Annotated in this window: 20 protein-coding genes; 7 read left to right on the top strand and 13 right to left on the bottom strand. The window is 59.0% G+C overall.

Annotated features, from left to right (window positions below):
- Positions 1 to 720, top strand: coding sequence for a PA5502 family lipoprotein (locus PSUM_RS16795; protein WP_020798048.1), 720 nt, complete (start codon positions 1 to 3; stop codon positions 718 to 720).
- Positions 721 to 770: 50 nt separating this feature from the next.
- On the opposite strand, the gene katE is transcribed toward PSUM_RS16795, so the two are convergent.
- A complete protein-coding gene (gene katE / locus PSUM_RS16790; RefSeq protein ID WP_269458351.1) occupies positions 771 to 2,930 on the bottom strand; it encodes a catalase HPII in 2,160 nt (719 codons plus the stop codon).
- A gap of 189 nt (positions 2,931 to 3,119) precedes the next feature.
- On the opposite strand from katE, the gene PSUM_RS16785 reads away from it, so the two are divergent.
- The 3 genes from PSUM_RS16785 to PSUM_RS16775 all read left to right on the top strand — a co-directional run bounded on the left by PSUM_RS16785 (position 3,120) and on the right by PSUM_RS16775 (position 5,665).
- Positions 3,120 to 4,127 (top strand): methionine ABC transporter ATP-binding protein, encoded by a 1,008-nt coding sequence (locus PSUM_RS16785; protein ID WP_033038874.1) that lies wholly within the window; start codon positions 3,120 to 3,122, stop codon positions 4,125 to 4,127.
- Positions 4,127 to 4,801, top strand: coding sequence for a methionine ABC transporter permease (locus tag PSUM_RS16780; RefSeq protein WP_008002212.1), 675 nt, complete (start codon positions 4,127 to 4,129; stop codon positions 4,799 to 4,801). Before PSUM_RS16785 ends, PSUM_RS16780 begins: the two co-directional genes overlap by 1 nt.
- 90 nt (positions 4,802 to 4,891) lie before the next feature.
- The gene (locus PSUM_RS16775; protein ID WP_020798051.1) at positions 4,892 to 5,665 is read left to right on the top strand and encodes a MetQ/NlpA family ABC transporter substrate-binding protein; all 774 of its coding nucleotides are present in this window, start codon (positions 4,892 to 4,894) and stop codon (positions 5,663 to 5,665) included.
- A gap of 85 nt (positions 5,666 to 5,750) precedes the next feature.
- On the opposite strand, the gene PSUM_RS16770 is transcribed toward PSUM_RS16775, so the two are convergent.
- The 5 genes from PSUM_RS16770 to PSUM_RS16750 are packed head-to-tail and all read right to left on the bottom strand — an operon-like array spanning position 5,751 to position 9,653.
- The gene (locus PSUM_RS16770) at positions 5,751 to 6,386 is read right to left on the bottom strand and encodes an SCO family protein (protein WP_020798052.1); all 636 of its coding nucleotides are present in this window, start codon (positions 6,384 to 6,386) and stop codon (positions 5,751 to 5,753) included.
- A complete protein-coding gene (cyoE, locus tag PSUM_RS16765; protein ID WP_020798053.1) occupies positions 6,383 to 7,282 on the bottom strand; it encodes a heme o synthase in 900 nt (299 codons plus the stop codon). Before cyoE ends, PSUM_RS16770 begins: the two co-directional genes overlap by 4 nt.
- Entirely contained in the window at positions 7,270 to 8,343 is a 1,074-nt protein-coding gene (locus PSUM_RS16760; protein WP_020798054.1) for a COX15/CtaA family protein, read from the bottom strand. Before PSUM_RS16760 ends, cyoE begins: the two co-directional genes overlap by 13 nt.
- Before the next feature lie 10 nt (positions 8,344 to 8,353).
- Complete coding sequence (locus tag PSUM_RS16755; RefSeq protein ID WP_020798055.1) at positions 8,354 to 8,947, bottom strand: hypothetical protein; 594 nt, start codon at positions 8,945 to 8,947, stop codon at positions 8,354 to 8,356.
- Positions 8,913 to 9,653, bottom strand: a complete 741-nt coding sequence (locus tag PSUM_RS16750; RefSeq protein WP_083349953.1) for an SURF1 family protein — start codon at positions 9,651 to 9,653, stop codon at positions 8,913 to 8,915. The genes PSUM_RS16755 and PSUM_RS16750 overlap by 35 nt, the downstream gene beginning before the upstream one ends.
- Before the next feature lie 70 nt (positions 9,654 to 9,723).
- Here PSUM_RS16750 and PSUM_RS16745 point away from each other — a divergent pair, with 70 nt between their 5' ends.
- On the top strand, positions 9,724 to 9,927 hold the full coding sequence (locus tag PSUM_RS16745) for a twin transmembrane helix small protein (RefSeq protein WP_083349954.1): 204 nt from the start codon (positions 9,724 to 9,726) through the stop codon (positions 9,925 to 9,927).
- A 96-nt stretch (positions 9,928 to 10,023) separates the two neighbouring features.
- On the opposite strand, the gene PSUM_RS16740 is transcribed toward PSUM_RS16745, so the two are convergent.
- The 4 genes from PSUM_RS16740 to coxB form a co-directional block, all read right to left on the bottom strand.
- Positions 10,024 to 10,911, bottom strand: coding sequence for a cytochrome c oxidase subunit 3 (locus tag PSUM_RS16740; protein WP_083349955.1), 888 nt, complete (start codon positions 10,909 to 10,911; stop codon positions 10,024 to 10,026).
- Between the two features lie 25 nt (positions 10,912 to 10,936).
- Positions 10,937 to 11,488 (bottom strand): cytochrome c oxidase assembly protein, encoded by a 552-nt coding sequence (locus PSUM_RS16735; RefSeq protein WP_033038877.1) that lies wholly within the window; start codon positions 11,486 to 11,488, stop codon positions 10,937 to 10,939.
- Between the two features lie 131 nt (positions 11,489 to 11,619).
- Positions 11,620 to 13,218 (bottom strand): cytochrome c oxidase subunit I, encoded by a 1,599-nt coding sequence (gene ctaD, locus PSUM_RS16730; RefSeq protein WP_020798060.1) that lies wholly within the window; start codon positions 13,216 to 13,218, stop codon positions 11,620 to 11,622.
- A gap of 82 nt (positions 13,219 to 13,300) precedes the next feature.
- Entirely contained in the window at positions 13,301 to 14,428 is a 1,128-nt protein-coding gene (gene coxB, locus PSUM_RS16725) for a cytochrome c oxidase subunit II (protein ID WP_020798062.1), read from the bottom strand.
- Positions 14,429 to 14,797: 369 nt separating this feature from the next.
- Here coxB and PSUM_RS16720 point away from each other — a divergent pair, with 369 nt between their 5' ends.
- Positions 14,798 to 15,448, top strand: coding sequence for a hypothetical protein (locus PSUM_RS16720; protein WP_020798063.1), 651 nt, complete (start codon positions 14,798 to 14,800; stop codon positions 15,446 to 15,448).
- 124 nt (positions 15,449 to 15,572) lie between these two features.
- Here PSUM_RS16720 and PSUM_RS16715 read toward each other — a convergent pair whose 3' ends face one another.
- The 3 genes from PSUM_RS16715 to PSUM_RS16705 all read right to left on the bottom strand — a co-directional run bounded on the left by PSUM_RS16715 (position 15,573) and on the right by PSUM_RS16705 (position 19,220).
- Positions 15,573 to 17,099, bottom strand: a complete 1,527-nt coding sequence (locus tag PSUM_RS16715) for a SulP family inorganic anion transporter (RefSeq protein WP_083349956.1) — start codon at positions 17,097 to 17,099, stop codon at positions 15,573 to 15,575.
- Between the two features lie 90 nt (positions 17,100 to 17,189).
- Positions 17,190 to 17,921 carry a carbonic anhydrase gene (locus PSUM_RS16710; protein ID WP_020798065.1) on the bottom strand — a complete coding sequence of 244 codons (732 nt, stop codon included), beginning with the start codon at positions 17,919 to 17,921 and terminating at the stop codon, positions 17,190 to 17,192.
- Positions 17,922 to 18,161: 240 nt separating this feature from the next.
- Complete coding sequence (locus PSUM_RS16705) at positions 18,162 to 19,220, bottom strand: PA0069 family radical SAM protein (RefSeq protein WP_033038882.1); 1,059 nt, start codon at positions 19,218 to 19,220, stop codon at positions 18,162 to 18,164.
- Positions 19,221 to 19,410: 190 nt separating this feature from the next.
- Here PSUM_RS16705 and PSUM_RS16700 point away from each other — a divergent pair, with 190 nt between their 5' ends.
- Positions 19,411 to 19,716, top strand: a complete 306-nt coding sequence (locus PSUM_RS16700; RefSeq protein WP_083349957.1) for a hypothetical protein — start codon at positions 19,411 to 19,413, stop codon at positions 19,714 to 19,716.
- Positions 19,717 to 19,739: the final 23 nt, after the last annotated feature.

The following is a 19,739-nucleotide window of genomic DNA, read 5'->3' as shown; positions in this document are numbered from 1 at the left end:
ATGAAGTCGTTCGCCTCCCGTTATCTGCTCCTTGTCGCATTTTCTTTGCTGCTGGGCGCTTGCCAAAGCACGCCACCGGCAGCCACCGAGGCCCCGGATGCGCGGGCCACGGCCATTGCACAGCTGGAACAAAGCCTGGCCAGCAGCGAGCTGGCCACAGCCGAGAATCAATTGGCAGCGTTGCAGGCCGAGTCCCCCAACGATCAGTCCCTAGAGCAATACCAGCGTCAACTGGCCGAAGCCTATCTGCTGCGTAGTCAGATCGTCCTGCAAAAGGGCGATGTAAACGCTGCTGCCACCGCATTGGCCCGGGCTCGGGTCTTGATGCCTAAAGCGCCTGCGCTGACCGGTGGTGTCAACGGTGCCATCGCACAAGCCCGCAAGGCTGAGCTGGAAAAGGCCGAAGCAGACCTCAAGTCCGCCGAAGCCAAGCGCAAGGCCAAGGTCATTGACCCTGAGGCTGAAAGCACGACGGTGAAGCTGAAAATCACCGATATGGGGAAAATGCGTCGTCAATTGGATGCTATTGCCGCCGATGTGGTGAATTTTCAGTGCGATGTGAGCCTTCAGGTTCCGCGTACCGATGATTATCCTTGGCTGGCCAATTTGTTGATCAAGCGCGTGCAGAAGCTCGATCCGCAGTTTGATCTGAAGCTGGAGCGGCAGATTCTGCGCAGCGTTCCGGCGCAGATGGTATTGAGTCCCCGCAAAGCCCCTTGAAAGCATCGCGGGCAAGCCCGCGATGGCATCCTATCCGACGATAAAGCTTTCTAGGCCGGAATCGCCTTGACCTTGGGCTCCCTCTCCCAAACCCGATGCTGACCAATCGCCGTAAAGAACGGCTTGGCCAACTTCGCATCCGTACCCACAATCAACCCCGCATCAACCTCCAGTTTCAACACATCCAGCAACTGCTTCGCCTCACCGTGCAACGCAATCGCTTTCAAATGCTTGTAAGCCTCCAGTACGTAATGCAACGCCACACCGTCAGTGCTCAGCGCCTTGATCGATGCCGCGCCTCCAGGCACGAACACAGCGTCGAATGTTACTGAAGGCGAGCCTTCCATGGACGCATCTACCGGCAACGACTTGCCATCGGAGGTTTTCACCGGGGCCGAGGTCGGGCCGAGCAATTTGGCATGCGCCCCTTCAGCTTCCAGCGCTTTCTTCATGGCATCGATTGCTGCCCCGTCCACGCCGTCGGCCGCCAGGATCGCTACCTTCCGGGTTTTGATGTCGCCTGGCAGCAGGTTGGCCTGGCTCAGGGCCGGCGAGCGGTCCGGGGACGTTTTCGGTACATCGACGGTCCCCGCTTTCGGCGCCGCAAGCCCGAGGTTCTGTGCCACCCGTTTGGCCAGCTCCAGATCGATGTTGGCCAGGATTTCATTCACTTGCCTGGCCCGGATGAACTCACGCTCAACCTTGCCCAGCTCAAAGCTGTATGCCGCGATGATGTGTTCTTGCTCATGCTTGCTCATGCTGTGGAAAAACAGCCGTGCCTGGGAGAAGTGGTCGCTGAACGACTCGCTGCGCTGCCGGATCTTATTGGCGTCGATGCGCTCCGCATAACTTTCGAAACCGCCGTCCTGGGCGGCAGGAGGTGTTTCTTTCGGCCATCCGCCGTCGATGGAGTTGGGTTCGTAGGACGCACGCCCCTTGTCGATGGTGGTGCGGTGTAATGCATCACGCTGGCCGTTGTGGAGTGGTGTTACCGGACGGTTGATCGGGATTTCATGAAAATTCGGTCCACCAAGTCGGCTGATCTGCGTATCGGTGTAGGAAAACAGCCGACCTTGCAGCAACGGATCATTGGAGAAGTCGATCCCGGGCACGATATGCCCCGGGCAGAATGCAACCTGCTCGGTTTCGGCGAAGAAATTGTCCGGGTTGCGGTTGAGCGTCATTTTCCCCAGTGGCGTAATGGGCACGAGCTCTTCAGGAATCAGCTTGGTGGGGTCGAGGATGTCGAAATCGAAGGCGTGTTCGTTTTCCTCCTCAATAATCTGCACGCCGAGTTCCCATTCCGGGTAGTCACCCATCTCGATGGCTTCCCAGAGATCGCGGCGGTGATAATCGGTGTCTTTACCCGCCAGTTTCTGCGCTTCATCCCACACCAACGAGCAGGTCCCGGCGGCGGGGCGCCAGTGGAATTTGACGAAACGCGATTTACCTTCGGCGTTGATCAACCGGAAGGTGTGCACGCCGAAACCTTGCATGCTGCGCAGGCTTTTCGGAATTGCCCGGTCGGACATGGCCCAGATCACCATATGGGCTGATTCAGGTTGCAGTGAGACAAAGTCCCAAAACGTATCGTGGGCCGAGCCGCCAGTAGGGATTTCATTGTGAGGCTCGGGTTTTACTGCATGGACAAAGTCGGGAAATTTGATGGCGTCCTGGATGAAAAACACCGGCATGTTATTGCCCACCAGGTCGAAGTTGCCTTCATTGGTGAAAAACTTCACAGCGAAACCACGTACGTCCCGCACGGTATCGCCTGAACCACGGGGCCCCTGCACGGTGGAAAAACGCACGAACACCGGCGTTTTCTGCGCCGGGTCTTGCAGGAAACCGGCCTTGGTCAGTACTGAGTGGTTCTCGTAAGTCTGGAAGAAACCATGGGCACCCGTGCCTCGGGCATGCACGATACGCTCGGGGATGCGCTCATGGTCAAAGTGCGTGATTTTTTCACGCATGATGAAGTCTTCCAGCAACGATGGCCCTCGGGCGCCGGCTTTCAAGGTGTTCTGATTGTCCGCCACCTTCACGCCCTGATTGGTACGCAAGGCCTGACCGGTGGCGTCGGAACGGAATTTTTCCAGGCTATCGAGCTTGGTATTGGTGTTGCTGCGGTCCAGGGTATCGGTCCCGGCCAGTGCGCTCTTGGGGGCGGCAGGCTTCTTGGTGCTCATCAGGCATGACTCCTCGGGGATTGTTTCGAGTGGCCTAATTAGTGACTGATGACGTTTCGAGCCGTTCCTTTTATCTGACCTTTGATCGCGTTATTGCCAAATGACTGGTTGAATACGAAATAAATGCTAAGAACTGCTATACGGACAGGCTAAAATGCGCGCCCGGCTAACCGCTGATCCTTTTCCAACGCGCCCCACAAGGTTCGCTACGTGATCGAGTTTCAAAACGTCCATAAAACCTACCGCGTCGCCGGTAAGGATATCCCCGCCCTGCATCCGACCAGTCTGACGATAGAGAATGGTCAGGTCTTTGGTCTGATCGGCCATTCCGGTGCGGGAAAAAGTACCCTGCTGCGTCTGATCAATCGCCTGGAAAACTCCAGCGGCGGCAAGATCATCGTGGACGGCGAAGAAGTCACTGCGCTCGATGCCAACGGACTGCGCCGTTTCCGTCAGCAGGTCGGAATGATTTTCCAGCACTTCAACCTGCTGGCGTCCAAGACCGTTGCCGACAACGTTGCGCTGCCGCTGACGCTGGCCGGTGAATTGTCCCGCCGCGAGATCGATCTGCGCGTGGCCGAGTTGTTGGCCCGGGTCGGTTTGTCCGATCACGCCAACAAGTATCCAGCGCAGTTGTCCGGCGGCCAGAAGCAGCGTGTAGGCATTGCCCGCGCCTTGGCGACCAAGCCGAAAATCCTGCTGTGCGACGAAGCCACCAGTGCACTGGACCCGCAGACCACGGCGTCGGTCCTGCAATTATTGGCTGAGATCAATCGTGAGCTGAAGTTGACCATCGTGCTGATCACCCATGAAATGGACGTGATCCGCCGAGTCTGCGACCAGGTCGGCGTCATGGACGCTGGCGTGATTGTCGAGCAAGGTTCGGTGGCCGAGGTGTTCCTGCATCCGAAACACCCGACGACCAAGCGTTTCGTGCAAGAAGACGAGCACATCGACGAAAGCGAACAGCGTGACGACTTCGCACACGTGCCAGGCCGCATCGTGCGTCTGACCTTCCAGGGCGAAGCGACCTACGCGCCCCTACTGGGAACCGTCGCTCGGGAGACCGGTGTGGACTACAGCATCCTGGCCGGTCGGATCGATCGCATCAAGGACGTCCCTTACGGGCAACTGACCCTGGCCGTGACCGGTGGTGACATGGAAGCGGCTTTTGCCCGCTTCACCGCGGCCGACGTTCACATGGAGGTGCTGCGCTAATGGAAGCCCTGACTAGTTTCTTCGCCAACATCGACTGGTTCGAAATCTGGCTGGCCACCGGTGATACGCTGCTGATGCTCGGTGGTTCGCTGCTGTTCACCGTGTTGCTGGGCCTGCCGCTGGGTGTGCTGTTGTTCCTCTGCAGCCCGCGTCAGTTGCTGGAAGCCAAAGGCGTCTACGCGATGTTGTCTCTGGTGGTGAACATCCTGCGTTCGCTGCCCTTCATCATTCTGTTGATCGTGATGATTCCGTTCACCGTGTTGATCACTGGCACTTCCCTGGGGGTCGCCGGCGCGATCCCGCCGCTGGTGGTCGGTGCCACGCCGTTTTTCGCGCGGCTGGTGGAAACCGCTCTGCGCGAAGTGGATCGCGGCATCATCGAAGCGACCCAGGCCATGGGCGCGACGACGCGGCAGATCATCACCAATGCCTTGCTGCCTGAAGCCCGCCCGGGCATTTTCGCGGCGATTACGGTGACTGCCATTACACTGGTGTCCTACACGGCAATGGCCGGTGTGGTCGGTGCCGGTGGTCTGGGTGACCTGGCGATCCGGTTCGGCTACCAGCGTTTCCAGACTGACGTGATGGTGGTGACGGTGGTGCTGCTGCTGGTGCTGGTGCAGGTCCTGCAAACCGTTGGCGACAAGCTGGTTGTGCATTTCTCTCGGAAATAAAACGTTCTCGTACATGACAAATGAGCCGGCCATTCGCTTGAGGCGCCGAAGACTGGCGCCTCAAGCGGGTACCCAAAAGGAGTTAGCTGAATGAAAAAACTACTCGTCGCATTCGCTGCTGTTGCAGCCTTTTCCGCCCACGCCGCCGACACCCTGACAGTCGCCGCGACTCCGGTTCCGCACGCGGAAATCCTCGAGTTCGTTAAACCGGCCCTGGCCCAGCAAGGCGTGGACCTCAAGGTTAAAGTCTTCACCGATTACATCCAGCCGAACGTGCAGGTCGCGGAAAAACGCCTGGACGCCAACTTCTTCCAGCACCAGCCGTACCTGGATGAGTTCAACAAGGCCAAGGGCACCAACCTGGTCTCGGTGGCCGGCGTGCACCTGGAACCACTGGGTGCTTACTCCAGCAAGTACAAGACCCTGGAAGAGCTGCCAAGCACCGCCACCGTGGTGATCCCGAACGACGCCACCAATGGTGGCCGCGCGCTGCTGCTGCTGGCCAAGGCCGGTGTGATCAAGTTGCAGGATTCGAACAACATCCTGTCGACGGTCAAGGACATTACCGAGAACCCGAAGAACCTGAAATTCCGTGAGCTGGAAGCCGCGACCATCCCGCGCGTGCTGACCCAGGTCGACCTGGCGCTGATCAACACCAACTACGCGCTGGAAGCCAAGCTCGATCCGTCCAAGGACGCGCTGGTCATTGAAGGTAGCGACTCGCCTTATGTGAACATCCTGGTTGCCCGTCCGGACGACAAGGACAGTGAAGCGATGAAGAAGCTGGTTGCTGCCCTGCACAGCCCGGAAGTGAAGGCCTTCATTCTCGAGAAGTACAAAGGCGCGGTGGTGCCTGCGTTCTGATTGGCTGACGCAACGAAAAAGGGGACGCCATAAGCGTCCCCTTTTTTGTGCCTGAAATATCGTTCCCGTAGGAGCGGTATGGTGGTTATTTGCGGTTGAGCATCACCGGCAATTGCGCCACCAGCTTCACATTGTTCAACGGCGCCCGAATGAAGCCGCGCTGGGTTCCGTCCGGGCCAATGACCGCGAGGTTACCGCTGTGGTCGACCGTGTAGTTCGGCTTGCTTGTATCGGCCGGAATGAACGGGATGCTCACGGCATTAGCGATCTTTTGCAGATCCTCGGTCGACGTCGCCGTTAGGCCGACAAACTGCGGATCGAAGTAGCCCAGGTACTGCTTGAGCTGCTTGGGCGTATCGCGGTGCGGATCGACACTGACCAGCACGATCTGCAACTTATCCACAGCCTCCGGCGGCAATTCACTCTTGATCTGGCGCAGTTGGGCGAGGGTGGTCGGGCAGATATCCGGGCAGAAGGTGTAGCCGAAGAACAGCAGGCTCCACTTGCCTTTGAGCTCGTTGATGGCCACCGGCTTGCCGTCCTGATCAGTCATCTTCACATCCGGCAGGTTGCGGCTTTGCGGCAGGAGAATGATCCCCGCGTCGATCAGTGCCGTCGGGTCGCCCTGGCCTTTGCCGGAGAGCACTTTGTTGATGGTCAGGCCCAGGACCAGCGCGATCAGGGCGACAAGGATGAAGACGGTTTTCTGGGTTCGGGTCATAGGTTCAACAATAAGTAGTGGTCAACGAGCAGGGCGATGAACAGCAGGAACAAGTAGTAAATAGAGTACTTGAAGGTGTTGATCGCCGCGTGCGGCCGAGTGCCACGGTACAGCACCACGGCCCATTGCAGGAATCTGGCGCCAAGACCGATGGCGCAGACCAGGTAGAGCAAGCCGCTCATGTGGATCACGTAGGGCATCAGGCTGACGGCCAGCAGCGCGCAGGTGTAAAGCAGGATGTGGATCTTGGTGTAGTGCTCGCCGTGGGTCACCGGCAGCATTGGGATGTCAGCCTTGGCATATTCCTCCTTGCGATGGATCGCAAGGGCCCAGAAGTGTGGCGGGGTCCAGGCGAAGATGATCAGCACCAACAGCAGCGGTTCGGCGCTGACGTGGCCGGTGGCGGCGGTCCAGCCGAGCAGCGGCGGAGCGGCCCCGGCCAGGCCTCCGATGACGATATTCTGCGGCGTCGCACGCTTGAGGAAACCGGTGTAGACCACTGCGTAGCCGAGCAGGGAGGCAAGGGTCAGCCATGCTGTCAGCGGATTGGTGAAGGCCAGCAACAAGGCCTGGCCAAGCAGTGCCAGCACCAGGGCAAAAGTCAGCGCGGCGGCCGGAGACACCCGGCCTTCGGCCAGTGGCCGTTTGTGGGTGCGAGCCATGACCGCATCGATCCTGCGGTCCACCACGTGGTTGACCGCTGCCGCACCGCCTGCACACAAGGCAATGCCCAGGTTGCCGAACACCAGCACGGTCCACGGCACTCCGGCGCGCGTTGCGAGGAACATCCCTACCAGTGAAGTGATGAGCATCAGCACCACCACCTTTGGTTTGGTCAGCTCCAGGTAGTCACGCCAGATTGCCTGGCTGTGACGTTCGCCGATCAGAATCGCCATGGCGTCTCTCCTTTTATTGTTATGGGCCCGGCTGAATGTTTACGCGGGCTGAAACGCCAGCGTGTCGGCTGCTTGACCCGAACCAGGCTGGTCCGGGCGTGGTAATTGACCAACACCATCGTCAGCAACAGCGCTGCGCCCCCGGCGTTATGGGCGACGGCAATCGGTAGCGGCAGGTGCAACAGCACGTTGCTGATGCCCAGGGTGATTTGCGCCGCGAGGGCGATCAGCACCAACCCGGCGAGTCGCGTCATGCCAACGACTTTCAGTTGCCAGGCGAGGCCAAGTAACACCAGGGTCACCAACAACGCGCCGATCCGGTGTGTCAGGTGAATCGCGGTGCGGGCGTCGCTGTCCAGTTGCCCGCCGAGGTAGTTCGGGCCGATGTGCTGGGTCAGGTGAAAGCCATTGGCGAAGTCCGCAGGCGGCAGCCATTGCCCGTGGCACGTCGGAAAGTCGATGCAGGCCACAGCGGCGTAGTTGGAGCTGACCCAGCCACCCAAGGCGATTTGCCCGATGACCAGCAACAGCCCCGCCGTCGCCCAGTACTGCAGGCGTCGCGGCACCGTCAATGCGGGCAGTACGCCGGACAGGCGCAAGGTCAGCAGAAACAGCAGGCTCAGGGTCGCAAAGCCGCCAAGCAGATGTCCGGTGACGACTTGCGGCCAGAGCTTGAGTGTCACCGTCCACATGCCGAACGCGGCTTGGGCAAACACCACTGCCAGCAGGAACAACGGCAGCTTCACCGGTTGCCCTGGATGCCGGCGATGGACCCAGGCCCTACCGGCCAACACCGATATCAGCAGCCCCAGCGTGCCGGCGAAGTAGCGGTGGATCATCTCGTTCCAGCCTTTATGGGCTTCTACAGGCGTGTCCGGAAAATGCAATTCGGCATGGGCCAGTTGTGCTTCGCTTTTGGGCACGCTGATAAAACCGTAGCAGCCAGGCCAGTCCGGACAGCCCAAGCCTGCGTGGGTCAGGCGGGTATAGGCACCGAGCAACACCACAATCAGTGCCAGAAAGGTGGCAAACAGCGCGAGGCGAAATCCAGGCTTGGCCATGACGATGCCCTTATCCGATGTTCGACAGTTTCAGCAGGTGCCGCAGGTCATTGAGCAGATCCTTGCCCTTGACTGACGGGTCGTAGCGCAAGACCAGATTGCCGTGGGGATCGATGATCCACAGGTGTGGAGAGTCATTACTCTGAGCTCCTTTGGTGTAGGTCGGCAAATCCAGTGGATAGCGCTGCAACTGCGGGTACTCGCGTTGAAGTTTAGTCTCGTAATCACTGCTCAGCGGCTGTGTCGCCGCCAGTGCGTGACTGGCGCGACCGGCATCGCGACCCAGGCCGATCTGGATTTGGCGCGCCAGATAAACCAGTTGCTGGCAGTCCACCGAGCACTCTTTCGGTGCCGTCACCAGCAACTGCCAGCGGTTTTCCTGCGCCCGTACGCCAAGGTCGGCGCGGCTCTGTCCGTTGCCGATCAGTTCGCCGTGATAGCTGCGGCCTTCCGGCACCCAGAAATTCAGTTTGTACATGCCGGTGGCCAGGATCATCGGACCGACCACCCCGAGCACAATCAGCAGTAACTGCAACCGTCCCTTGCGCCGGTTCACCGGCGTTTTGGCCTCAGACATGCTGGGTGGATTCATGGCCGCTCCCATGGTGTTTCTCCTTTGCGTTGTGCCAGCCGAGGTAGAGGTAAAGACCGAACAGGGCGATCGACATGGCGAACCACTGCACGGCATAAGCGATGTGTTTTTCCGGCCCCATGGCCACTACCGGCCAATCGGCCTGGTACGTCGCGGGCCCGGTTTCTGCGCGTAATTCGTAGGCAAAGCCTTCACGGCCCAGGGCTGCCCAGAGTGCGTTCGGGTCAATGGCCGTGAGTAGTTTTGGCCAAGTGCTGGTGCTTGGGTCGGCGTGGAGCTGGAAGGTCGCGCCGGGTGAAACGTAGACCCACGCATCGAGACTCAAGGCATCGGTCGGTGTAGTGAATTGCGGCGGCGTCCGGCGGTCGGGCCAAGGCAGCCAGCCGCGATTGACCAGCAGCCACAGCCCAGTTGCCTGATCCTGAAACGGTTGCAGCAGCTCGACCCCGACTTTTCCGCCACGCTGACGGTTATCCAGCAACAGGCTGTGCGCGGCATCGAACTGGCCATGCAGGTGAATCCGTCTGAAGGCCGGGTCTGCCGTGTGTTGCAGCTCGGTGCTGGCCATCGGTTCTGCAGCCCGGCGTTCAGTGTAGGTTTGCAGTAGCGCGCTTTTCTCCGCGCCCCGGCTCAATTGCCAGAACCCAAGCGACACCAGCAGGGGCAGCAACAGCGCAACCACCAATGTCGGAATGATGCCCGGCCGAAAGCGCTTCATGGCATCGCCAGAAAGTCGGTCGTCGCGATAGCTATACTCAGATGCATCGCTTGTCCCCCGGAGTCCCACCATGCTCAAAGCAGCCATCGTCCTGATGCTGATTGCCACGGTTGTCAGCCTGTTCAGCGGCCTGTTTTTTCTGGTCAAGGACGACAGCAGCTCGAACCGCCTCGTCATTGCCTTGAGTGTTCGTGTAGCACTGGCCGCCATTACCGTCGGCTTGATCGCCTGGGGCTTTTTCAGCGGCCAGCTTGTATCTCGCGCACCCTGGTAACCGTAGGAGCGAGCATGCTCGCGAAAAACTCGAAAGCATCGCGGGGTATCAGGTTCCCCGCGTTATCGTTGGATACCATCGCGAGCATGCTCGCTCCTACAGCACATAGACGAAAACAAACAGCCCGATCCACACCACATCCACGAAGTGCCAGTACCAACTCGCTGCCTCGAAGCCGAACTGATGTTCGCTGTCGAAGTGCCCACGCATGACCCGCATCAGCATCACGAACAGGATGATGGTGCCGATCGTCACGTGGGCGCCGTGGAATCCGGTGAGCATGAAGAACGTGGCGCCGTAGATGCCCGAACCCAGGGTCAAACCCAGTTCGTTATAGGCGTGCATGTACTCTTCGGCCTGAAAGCCGAGGAACGCAACGCCCAGCAGCACCGTGAGCGCCAGCCAGATTTTCAGCGCGCCGCGATGGCCCTTCTTCAAGGCATGGTGGGCGATGGTCACCGTGACGCTGGAGGTCACCAGTATCACGGTATTGAGCAGCGGCAATCCCCAGGGGCTGATGACCTCCTTCGGTGGTGGGAACAGCTTGGAATCGGGGTTGTTCAGCAGTGGCCAGGTCCACTCGAAGGCAGGCCACAGCATGTGAGCGAGGCCCTTGGTGCCTTCGCCACCCAGGGCGGGACCGGATACATGGCGCACATAAAACAGTGCGCCGAAAAAGGCGATGAAGAACATCACCTCTGAGAAAATGAACCAGCTCATGCCCCAGCGGAACGAGCGATCCATCTGCGCGCTGTACAAGCCGCCGCGACTTTCCTTGATCACCGTACCGAACCAGCCAAAGAGCATGTAGGCCAGCAACAGGCCACCGACGAAAAAGATCAGCGGGCCGTGGGATTCCGGCCGCGCCGCTTTCAGATCGTTGAACCAGGTGGCCAGGCCGAACACCGTGACGAACATCCCGACCGTAGCGATGATCGGCCATTTGCTCTGGGCCGGAACGTAATAATGTTCATGAGTTGCCATTTATTGTTCTCCTTATCGGGCACGCTCAACCGCCAGTATTTACTGCGACCGGTGGATGTCGGGCGGTGATATCGAACAGCGTGTAGGACAGCGTCAGGTGCTTCACATCCTTGGGCATGTCACGGTCAACGATGAAACGTACCGGCATCTCGATTCGTTGACCGGGCTGCAGCACTTGTTGGGTGAAGCAGAAGCATTCGGTCTTGTGGAAGTACGCCGCCGCCGCGCTGGGCGCGATGCTCGGCACCGCCTGAGCGCTCATCGGGCGATCGGTAGGGTTGTGCGCGATGAAGATCATCTCGTTCACTGCCCCGGGGTTGGCCGTCAATTCATCATGCTTGGGATAGAAATCCCAGGACATGTCGGCGGAGTTGGTCGACAGGAACTGCACGCGAACCTGTCGCGAGGTATCGACCGTTTGCTCACCCTCATACTGCCCGGCGGTCTTGCCGTTGATGCCGAATGCCTTGCACATCACGTCGTAGATCGGCACCAGGGCAAAACCGAAGACAAACATCGCTACCACCACCAGTAACAGGCGGGTGACCAGTTTCTTCATCGAAATCGAGTCAGCCATGATTTCTCACCTGCGCCGAGAGCCATGTGGGAGCGAGCCTGCTCGCGAAGCAGACGCCACGGTTTGGCAGGTAGACCGCGTCATCGTTTTTCGCGAGCAGGCTCGCTCCCACAAAGGCCATGGCGCTCATTTCATTTCACTTCCGGCGGCGTGGTGAAGGTGTGATACGGCGCCGGTGAGGGAACGCTCCATTCCAGGCCTTCGGCCCCATCCCACGGTTTGGCCGGTGCTGGCGGGCCACCGCGAATGGTCTTGATCACGATGAACAGGAAGAAAATCTGCGTTGCACCGAACATGAAGGCGCCGATCGACGACACCATGTTGAAGTCGGCGAATTGCAGGTTGTAGTCCGGAATCCGTCGAGGCATGCCCGCAAGCCCGACGAAGTGCATCGGGAAGAAAGCCAAGTTCATGCCGATGAACGACAGCCAGAAATGCAGCTTGCCGAGGGTTTCGTCGTACATGTGGCCGGTCCACTTCGGCATCCAGTAATAGGCCGAGGCGAAGATCCCGAAGATTGCACCCGGCACCAGCACGTAGTGGAAGTGCGCGACCACAAAATACGTATCCTGGTACTGGAAATCCGCCGGGGCGATGGCCAGCATCAGTCCGGAGAAACCGCCGATGGAGAACAGGATCACGAACGCCACCGCGAACAGCATCGGCGTCTCGAAGGTCAGCGAGCCTTGCCACATGGTACTGGCCCAGTTGAACACCTTGACCCCGGTGGGTACCGCGATCAACAACGTGGCATACATGAAGAACAGCTCACCCACCAGCGGGATACCGACCACGAACATGTGGTGCGCCCAGACGATGAACGACAGGAACGCGATACTCGCCGTGGCGTAGACCATCGAGGTGTAGCCGAACAGCGGCTTGCGCGAGAAGGCCGGAATGATCGAGCTGACGGCACCAAAGGCCGGCAGGATCATGATGTACACCTCGGGGTGGCCAAAGAACCAGAACACATGCTGGAACAGCACCGGGTCACCGCCACCGGCGGCGCTGAAGAAGCTGGTGCCGAAGTGGATGTCCATCAGCATCATCGTCACGCAACCGGCCAGTACCGGCATTACCGCGATCAGCAGGAACGCGGTGATCAGCCAGGTCCAGACGAACAGCGGCATTTTCATCAGCGTCATGCCGGGGGCGCGCAGGTTGAGGATGGTGGCGATCACGTTGATCGCACCCATGATCGAACTGATCCCCATCAAGTGGATGGCGAAGATGAAGAAGGTCACGCTTTCCGGCGCGTACGTCGTCGACAGCGGCGCGTAGAACGTCCAGCCGAAGTTGGGTCCGCCTCCTGGGGTGAACAGGGTCGAAACCAGCAGGATGAATGCCGCTGGCAACAGCCAGAAGCTGAAGTTGTTCATCCGCGGCAGCGCCATGTCGGGTGCGCCGATCATCAGCGGAACCATCCAGTTGGCGAGGCCGACGAAGGCCGGCATCACCGCACCGAAGACCATCACCAGGCCGTGCATGGTGGTCATCTGGTTGAAGAATTCCGGCTGGACGATCTGCAACCCCGGCTGGAACAGTTCGGCGCGAATCACCATCGCGAACGAGCCGCCGAGCAGGAACATGGAAAACGCAAACCACAGGTACAGCGTACCGATGTCCTTGTGGTTGGTCGTCAGCACCCAGCGCATCAGGCCTTTGGCAGGGCCGTGGGCATGTTCGTGTGCGGTGCCGGTCTGAACATGGTCATCGACTACAACAGTCATGTCCTGTCTCCTGCAAGCAGATGGGCTGGGCAGGTCGGGGCGTGCTGCCCCGACGGGTTCCTTGGGTGCGCAATAGACTGGGTCATTTGCTTTCCGCCTGTTTCAGCTCCAGCACTTCTTTGGGGGTGACCATGTCGCCCTTGTTGTTGCCCCAGGCGTTACGCTCGTAGGTCACGACCGCTGCGATATCGACTTCCGACAGTTGCTTGCCGAACGCCGCCATGGCGGTGCCAGGCTTGCCGTGGAAGACAATGCTCAGGTGATCCTTGATGGGGCCGGTGGCGATTTTCGAGCCCTTGAGAGCCGGGAACATGGGCGGCAGGCCCTGGCCTTCGGCCTGGTGACAGGCCACGCAGGCGGTGTGATAGACCTTGTCGCCGCGCTCTTTGAGCTCGTCGAGGGTCCATTCCTTACTGGTCAGCTCCTTGAGTTGTGCAGCCTCTGCCTTGCGTTCAGCCAGCCACTTTTCGTAATCGGGCTTGTCCTTGACCTCAACCACGATCGGCATGAACCCATGATCCTTGCCGCACAGCTCGGCGCATTGGCCGCGGTAGACACCGGGTTTTTCGACACGGGTCCAGGCTTCGTTGACGAACCCCGGGATCGCATCGCGCTTGACCGCGAAGGCCGGCACCCACCAGGAGTGAATCACGTCGGCAGAGGTCACCAGGAAGCGCACCTTGGCGCCGATCGGAAGCACCAGGGGCTTGTCGACCTCGAGCAGGTAATGCTCGCTCTTGGCTTCCTTGTTGTGGATCTGATCGGCGGGAGTGGCCAGGTTGCTGAAGAACTCAACGTCCTGGCCCAGGTACTTGTAATGCCATTTCCACTGATAGCCGGTGACCTGGATATCGATATCCGGCTCACTGGCGTCGTACATCTTGATCAGGGTGGCAGTCGCCGGAACCGCCATGGCCACCAGAATAATGAAGGGCACGATGGTCCAGAGAATTTCGACGGTGGTACTTTCGTGAAATTTTGCCGCCACCTGCCCGGTAGAGCGGCGGTGCAAGATCATCGACCAGAACATGGCGCCAAAGACGATGATGCCGATCACTACACAGATCCAGAAAATGGTCATGTGCAGGTCAAACACAGCGTGACTGATTTCAGTCGCTCCAGGCGCCATATTCACAGTCCAGGCCGCTTGTGCCTGACTGAAAATCGACCACAACAGGAGGCCCATCCAGACATGTGGATGTCGCATCATTGCGGGTTCCCCTTATCGTTCTTGTTATCCCGCCGGTTTTCACCTGCGGCAAGGGAGCGGCTGCATCAGACTACGAACTTGAATCGCCGGGCCTTGCTGCATTGCAGTCGGGCGTCATCAGCTAACTCCATTCCAACCCGAGTATAGACAGCGACTCCCACCTCGCAATGTGCTGGCGTAAATCATCTGAAACAGCATTAACTTGCTTTGCAGGGCACGAATGGAGAAGGATGCAGACGAGTGGTGGCAAACCGATATAACGGAGGCGTCTCAAGGATGAAATAATTATGACAAATGCGTCTTAGCATTTTTCGTATGCCAGCTAAGTTATGTCTTCCCTATTTCATTGCCTTGTTTCCTGGAGTTTTCATGAACACCGCCGCATTGCGCGAGCAGATCCAAAAAGCACAACAACACGAAGCCGAGAGCGGCCTGCTGACGCGTCAGCTGGAAAACCAACTGCCTCACCTACACCGCGCGATCCAATTACCGGAGGCGGATGCCAACGGCGTCCTGACACGTTTTGTCGCCGCCTACATTGAGGAAGTACCTGATCTGCTGGATGCAGCCAATGAAGTCGCCAGGGAAGCGGGTATCGAATCGCAGGTAAAACCGGTGCTGAAAATCGCCGAACAGTACTTCCTCCAGCCGCCGGCGATCATGGCCGGGCACGTCGGGCTCGACAGCCTGCTGGACGAAGCCTATCTGGCGCACCGGTTCGTCGAAGAGGTCAACGACCTGTACATCAAGCATCTTGGCCAGCCACTGATCCCCTTGGACATGACTGTCGCCAACCTGATTGCTCACCAGTTGATCGGTGAGGAGTTCGCCAACCAACTGGACGAGGCGGTGCATCACGCTGTGGACGAGATGCTCAACGACGAAAGCTTTGCGCTGGAGTCGGTCGAAGCCTACCGCGAGAAACTCAGCAGCCCGGACACCGGCGCCGCATGGAAGCGCTGGCCGTGCATGTCCCGCCGCCTGGGTGTGGGCCTGGAGCTGGAACAGCCGGTGGCGTAGGTTCGCAATACCCTTGTAGGAGCGAGCATGCTCGCGATGGTCGACAACGATTCCGCGGGTATTCTGACACCCCGCGGTGTTCTTTGGTCCATCGCGAGCAGGCTCGCTCCTACAGGTGGGTTATTCAGCCAGCCGCACCAATTCCGATATTGGTCCGCACCCGGCCCTCCAGCCTTCGCTTCAACCCGCGCGACTCGATCAACAATTTCGAGCCCTTGGCCGCATTCGCCCGTCCCCATTCCTCCAGCAATTCCAGGCACGAATGGTCGATGTAGCTCAGGTTATTGAGTGGCACATGCACCGTCGCACCTGCCGGAATGCTACCCAGTACCCGGGTCAACGCCGGCACCTTGAGAAAGGTCGCCGCCCCCACCAGACGCAGCTCCATTTCGCCGTCCTGCGGAAGGTCGATCAGGCTTATTTTCAGTCGTGAGGCTTTCAGCGCCAGCTTCACCAAGGTCAAGCCGAAGCCGACCAGCACGCCCGTCAGCAAGTCGGTGAAGATGATCGCCAGCGCTGTCGTGGCGTAGGTGAACATCGGCATTCGACCGTATCGACCCAAACCGCGAAAAGCCTTGAGATCCACCAGTTTGAAACCGGTGTAAACCAACACACCGGCCAGGCTCGCCACGGGAATGCTTTGCAGTACGCTCGACAACAACATTACGAACGCCAGCAGCCATAATCCATGGAAAATCGTCGAGTAACGCGTGCTGGCACCGGCCTGGACATTGGCCGAGCTGCGTACGATCACTCCGGTCATCGGCAACGCGCCGAGCATTCCGCAAAGCATGTTGCCAACGCCTTGGGCGGACAGCTCGCGGTCGAAGTCCGAGCGTTGACCACTGTGCATGCGGTCGACTGCGGCAGCGGATAGCAAGGTTTCGGCGCTGGCAATGAATGCGACCGCGAATGCGGCAATCAGCAACGCAGGGTCAGCCAGGTTCAGCAAGTCGGCAGGTTTAAGCCAATCGATGGCTTCGGACAGGTTTGCGGGTACTTCCACCCGTTTGACTTGCAGCGCCAAGGCCAGGCTGACGACGGTGGCGATCCCAACCCCCAGTAGCGCGCCGGGAACGAAGCGCAGGGAATGGGGACGCAGCTTTTCCCACAACCACATGACTGCGATCGTTCCCAACCCAAGCAAACCGGCCTGCCAGCCAAAGGATGGCAAAGCCTGAGCCACGGCGGCCGGGAAGGCTGCCAGGTTATCCAGCCCCGAGGGCTTGGGCGTGGCGTCCAGCATCACGTGCAGCTGTGACAGGACGATCAGCACCCCGATGCCGGCGAGCATGCCGTAAACGACGGCGGGTGCTGTCACACGAAACCAGCAGCCCAGTTTCAAGCGACCGGCGACCAGTTGTAAAAAACCCGCCAACAGCAGGATCGGCCCGAGCATGACCACGCCATGCTGGCGTACCAGTTCGAATACCAACACCGCCAGCCCTGCCGCCGGGCCACTGACTTGCAACGGCGAGCCAGCCAGCCAACCGACTACCAGTCCACCGATGATCCCGGTGATCAGGCCTTTTGCCGGTGGCAGTCCCGAAGCAATGGCAATGCCCATGCACAGGGGCAGGGCGACCAGAAACACCACCACCGAAGCCAATAGCTCCCGTGGCAGCACAGCTTTAAGTTGTGCAGCACGCATGATGATTCTCCCGAAGTTTTCTTCAGGCATGGCGAAGCCGGGCCGCTGAAACAGCGGCTGGCGTCAAACCACACAGATGGTTAGGAGGATTTAGAAGCGCGCTTTGGGCGTCGCCACCGGAATCGGATGGCTGCCGTCGAGCGGCAGGAAACGACCCTGATCCGCGTCGTAAGCTTTGATTTCGCTGGTTTCGATGTCATAGACCCAGCCATGGATGAACAGTTGACCGTTCGCCATGCGCGAGGCTACCGAAGGATGGGTCCGCAAGTGCTGCAACTGGGCGATGACATTTTCATCAGTGAGGACGTGCATGCGTTCGTTTTCGTCGGCGCAGTTGCAGTTGTCGTGCACCATGGTTTTCGCGACTTCCGCATGCCGCAGCCAGGCTTTGACCGTAGGCATTTTTTCCAGGCTGTCGGGATTGAGTACCGCACGCATCGCTCCGCAATCGGAGTGGCCGCAGATGATGATGTGTTGCACGCCCAGTGCCAGCACCGCGTACTCGATGGCGGTGGACACACCACCGTTCATCTGGCCGTACGGTGGTACGACGTTGCCGACATTGCGAGTGACGAACAGGTCGCCCGGCGAGCTGTGGGTGATGAGCTCGGGGACGATGCGCGAGTCAGCGCAGGTAATGAACATCGCCCGTGGCTGCTGGGCCGTGGCGAGTTTTTTGAAGAGTTCTTCCTGTTGTGGAAAGATCTCATGATGAAAATGCAAAAAGCCGTCAACGATATGCTTCAGCGCTGCATCGGCGCTTTCCGCCCCGGGTTGGGCAGAAGCCGACGCAGCCAACGGCTGTTTATCCTTGTCACTCATGATTCATCCTCTTTGGCGGAGTCAGGGATATTCCCGTTTTGTCCGGTGTGAAGCCAGTGGCTGTCTAAAAAAACATCCAGGTCGTCGATCGACCCGTCAGTCACTCGATGAACAAGGTAGCCGTCGAATCTTAACTCAAACTGAAAAGACCGCTCTAGAACCTGTGTTCCAGGTCACAAAAAACGTGACTGGCGAAAAAGTTGAGGGCGATGCTCGTACTCAACCATAGGCTAATTGTCCTCAAATCAACGACATTTGGCGACCCGGCGGACAGAAGGCATCGCAGTCCAGGTTGAAACCTTCCCGATGGTTGAGCCCCAGGCGTTTAATGGCTTTGGCAAAACGTTGTGCCAACAAATCGGCAAAGGGGCCTTCACCACGCATGCGTGCGCCAAAGCGACTGTCGTACAACTCGCCGCCACGGCTCTGGCGAATCAGGCTGAGGACATGGGCCGCACGTTGCGGATAGTGGGCCGCCAGCCACTCTTCGAACAGGGGCGCGACTTCCAGGGGCAACCGCAGCATCATGTAAGCCGCGCTTTGTGCTCCAGCGGCATGGGCTTCTGTGAGCAGGTTTTCGATTTCGCTGTCGTTGATCATCGGAATCATGGGTGAGCACAGAACGCCCACAGGAACTCCCGCTTCGCGCAACACCCTGATCGCCCGCAGCCGGGCCTTGGGGGCCGCCGCGCGGGGCTCGAGGATGCGCTTGAGCTCGTCGTCCAACGTGGTCAGGCTGATCATCACCGCCACCAGCCGTTGACGGGCGAGTTCGGCCAGCAGGTCCAGATCGCGCAGAATCAACGAGCCTTTAGTCACGATGGTTACCGGATGACGATAGCGCAGCAGCACTTCGAGGGTTTGGCGGGTGATCTTGTAGTCGCGCTCGATGGGCTGGTAAGGATCGGTGTTGGAACCCAGGTTAATCGGTGCGCATTGATAGCCACGTTTGGAGAGCTGTTCTTCCAATATGTCCGCTGCATTGGTCTTGGCGATCAGCTTCGTCTCGAAATCCAGACCTGGCGACATGTCCCAATAGGCGTGGCTGGGCCGTGCATAACAGTAGATGCAACCGTGCTCGCAGCCACGATAAGGGTTGATCGAGCGATCGAAGGGCAGGTCCGGTGAATTATTGCGGGTGATGATGGTTTTCGCGGTCTCGATGGACACCTCGGTGCCTTGGGTCATCGGCGCTTCCTGGTACCAGCCGTCGTCCTCGGCCACCGAGCGATGGGGGGCGAAGCGGTTATGCGGGTTGGTGGCGGTGCCGCGACCGCGTGGGGGCAATGGCGCGTTCATGGGGATGGCTCGCATGCTGTATGTCTATACAGTATACGTGAAAGATTCGAGTGACCAGTGCCGTTGGGCAGCTCTTGGTTTCGAAAGTCATTGAACGATACACATCGCGTCTGGTTGAAACGCTCCAGCGACCGGTATTGTTATGGTCGCTCCATGCATTGATTGGAGCATTAATTAAAAGGATTTAATTATGTCGATGTTTAATCGCCGCGGTATTTTTTTGCAGAAACTTGGTCCGACTGTCGTCGATCCAAATGAAGTGCTTGTATCGATGCAGTTCGCATTGAAGGAAGAGGACTGGAGTGCTGGAAACTCCGTGCAGACTACTGCTTTGCTGGACGCCACCACCCTCATCGCCTCCTCAAATGATGGGGGACAATCATTCAAGATCCGTAACCTCAAAAAAGATGTCGATGGTGACGGCGATATTGATGCCGAGGACATGATGAAACTGCTGGCGCTGGCCAAAGCCTACGTCAGCATTTCCACGCCTTGACGGAATCTCGATACCTCTCACGA

It is taken from the genome of Pseudomonas umsongensis, from assembly GCF_002236105.1.
Classification (GTDB): domain Bacteria; phylum Pseudomonadota; class Gammaproteobacteria; order Pseudomonadales; family Pseudomonadaceae; genus Aquipseudomonas; species Aquipseudomonas umsongensis.
Note: the sequence above shows the minus strand (reverse complement) of the source record. Positions and strands in the feature narration are given on the sequence as shown.

Bases quoted from the DNA above. Each gene is read 5' to 3' on its own strand.
- PSUM_RS16795 (WP_020798048.1), top strand. From the start codon at position 1: ATGAAGTCGTTCGCCTCCCGTTATCTGCTCCTTGTCGCATTTTCTTTG.
- PSUM_RS16780 (WP_008002212.1), top strand. From the start codon at position 4,127: ATGGAAGCCCTGACTAGTTTCTTCGCCAACATCGACTGGTTCGAAATC.
- PSUM_RS16775 (WP_020798051.1), top strand. From the start codon at position 4,892: ATGAAAAAACTACTCGTCGCATTCGCTGCTGTTGCAGCCTTTTCCGCC.
- PSUM_RS16770 (WP_020798052.1), bottom strand. From the start codon at position 6,386: ATGACCCGAACCCAGAAAACCGTCTTCATCCTTGTCGCCCTGATCGCG.
- cyoE (WP_020798053.1), bottom strand. From the start codon at position 7,282: ATGGCGATTCTGATCGGCGAACGTCACAGCCAGGCAATCTGGCGTGAC.
- PSUM_RS16760 (WP_020798054.1), bottom strand. From the start codon at position 8,343: ATGGCCAAGCCTGGATTTCGCCTCGCGCTGTTTGCCACCTTTCTGGCA.
- PSUM_RS16755 (WP_020798055.1), bottom strand. From the start codon at position 8,947: ATGGGAGCGGCCATGAATCCACCCAGCATGTCTGAGGCCAAAACGCCG.
- PSUM_RS16750 (WP_083349953.1), bottom strand. From the start codon at position 9,653: ATGAAGCGCTTTCGGCCGGGCATCATTCCGACATTGGTGGTTGCGCTG.
- PSUM_RS16745 (WP_083349954.1), top strand. From the start codon at position 9,724: ATGCTCAAAGCAGCCATCGTCCTGATGCTGATTGCCACGGTTGTCAGC.
- PSUM_RS16740 (WP_083349955.1), bottom strand. From the start codon at position 10,911: ATGGCAACTCATGAACATTATTACGTTCCGGCCCAGAGCAAATGGCCG.
- PSUM_RS16735 (WP_033038877.1), bottom strand. From the start codon at position 11,488: ATGGCTGACTCGATTTCGATGAAGAAACTGGTCACCCGCCTGTTACTG.
- ctaD (WP_020798060.1), bottom strand. From the start codon at position 13,218: ATGACTGTTGTAGTCGATGACCATGTTCAGACCGGCACCGCACACGAA.
- coxB (WP_020798062.1), bottom strand. From the start codon at position 14,428: ATGATGCGACATCCACATGTCTGGATGGGCCTCCTGTTGTGGTCGATT.
- PSUM_RS16720 (WP_020798063.1), top strand. From the start codon at position 14,798: ATGAACACCGCCGCATTGCGCGAGCAGATCCAAAAAGCACAACAACAC.
- PSUM_RS16715 (WP_083349956.1), bottom strand. From the start codon at position 17,099: ATGCGTGCTGCACAACTTAAAGCTGTGCTGCCACGGGAGCTATTGGCT.
- PSUM_RS16710 (WP_020798065.1), bottom strand. From the start codon at position 17,921: ATGAGTGACAAGGATAAACAGCCGTTGGCTGCGTCGGCTTCTGCCCAA.
- PSUM_RS16705 (WP_033038882.1), bottom strand. From the start codon at position 19,220: ATGAACGCGCCATTGCCCCCACGCGGTCGCGGCACCGCCACCAACCCG.
- PSUM_RS16700 (WP_083349957.1), top strand. From the start codon at position 19,411: ATGTCGATGTTTAATCGCCGCGGTATTTTTTTGCAGAAACTTGGTCCG.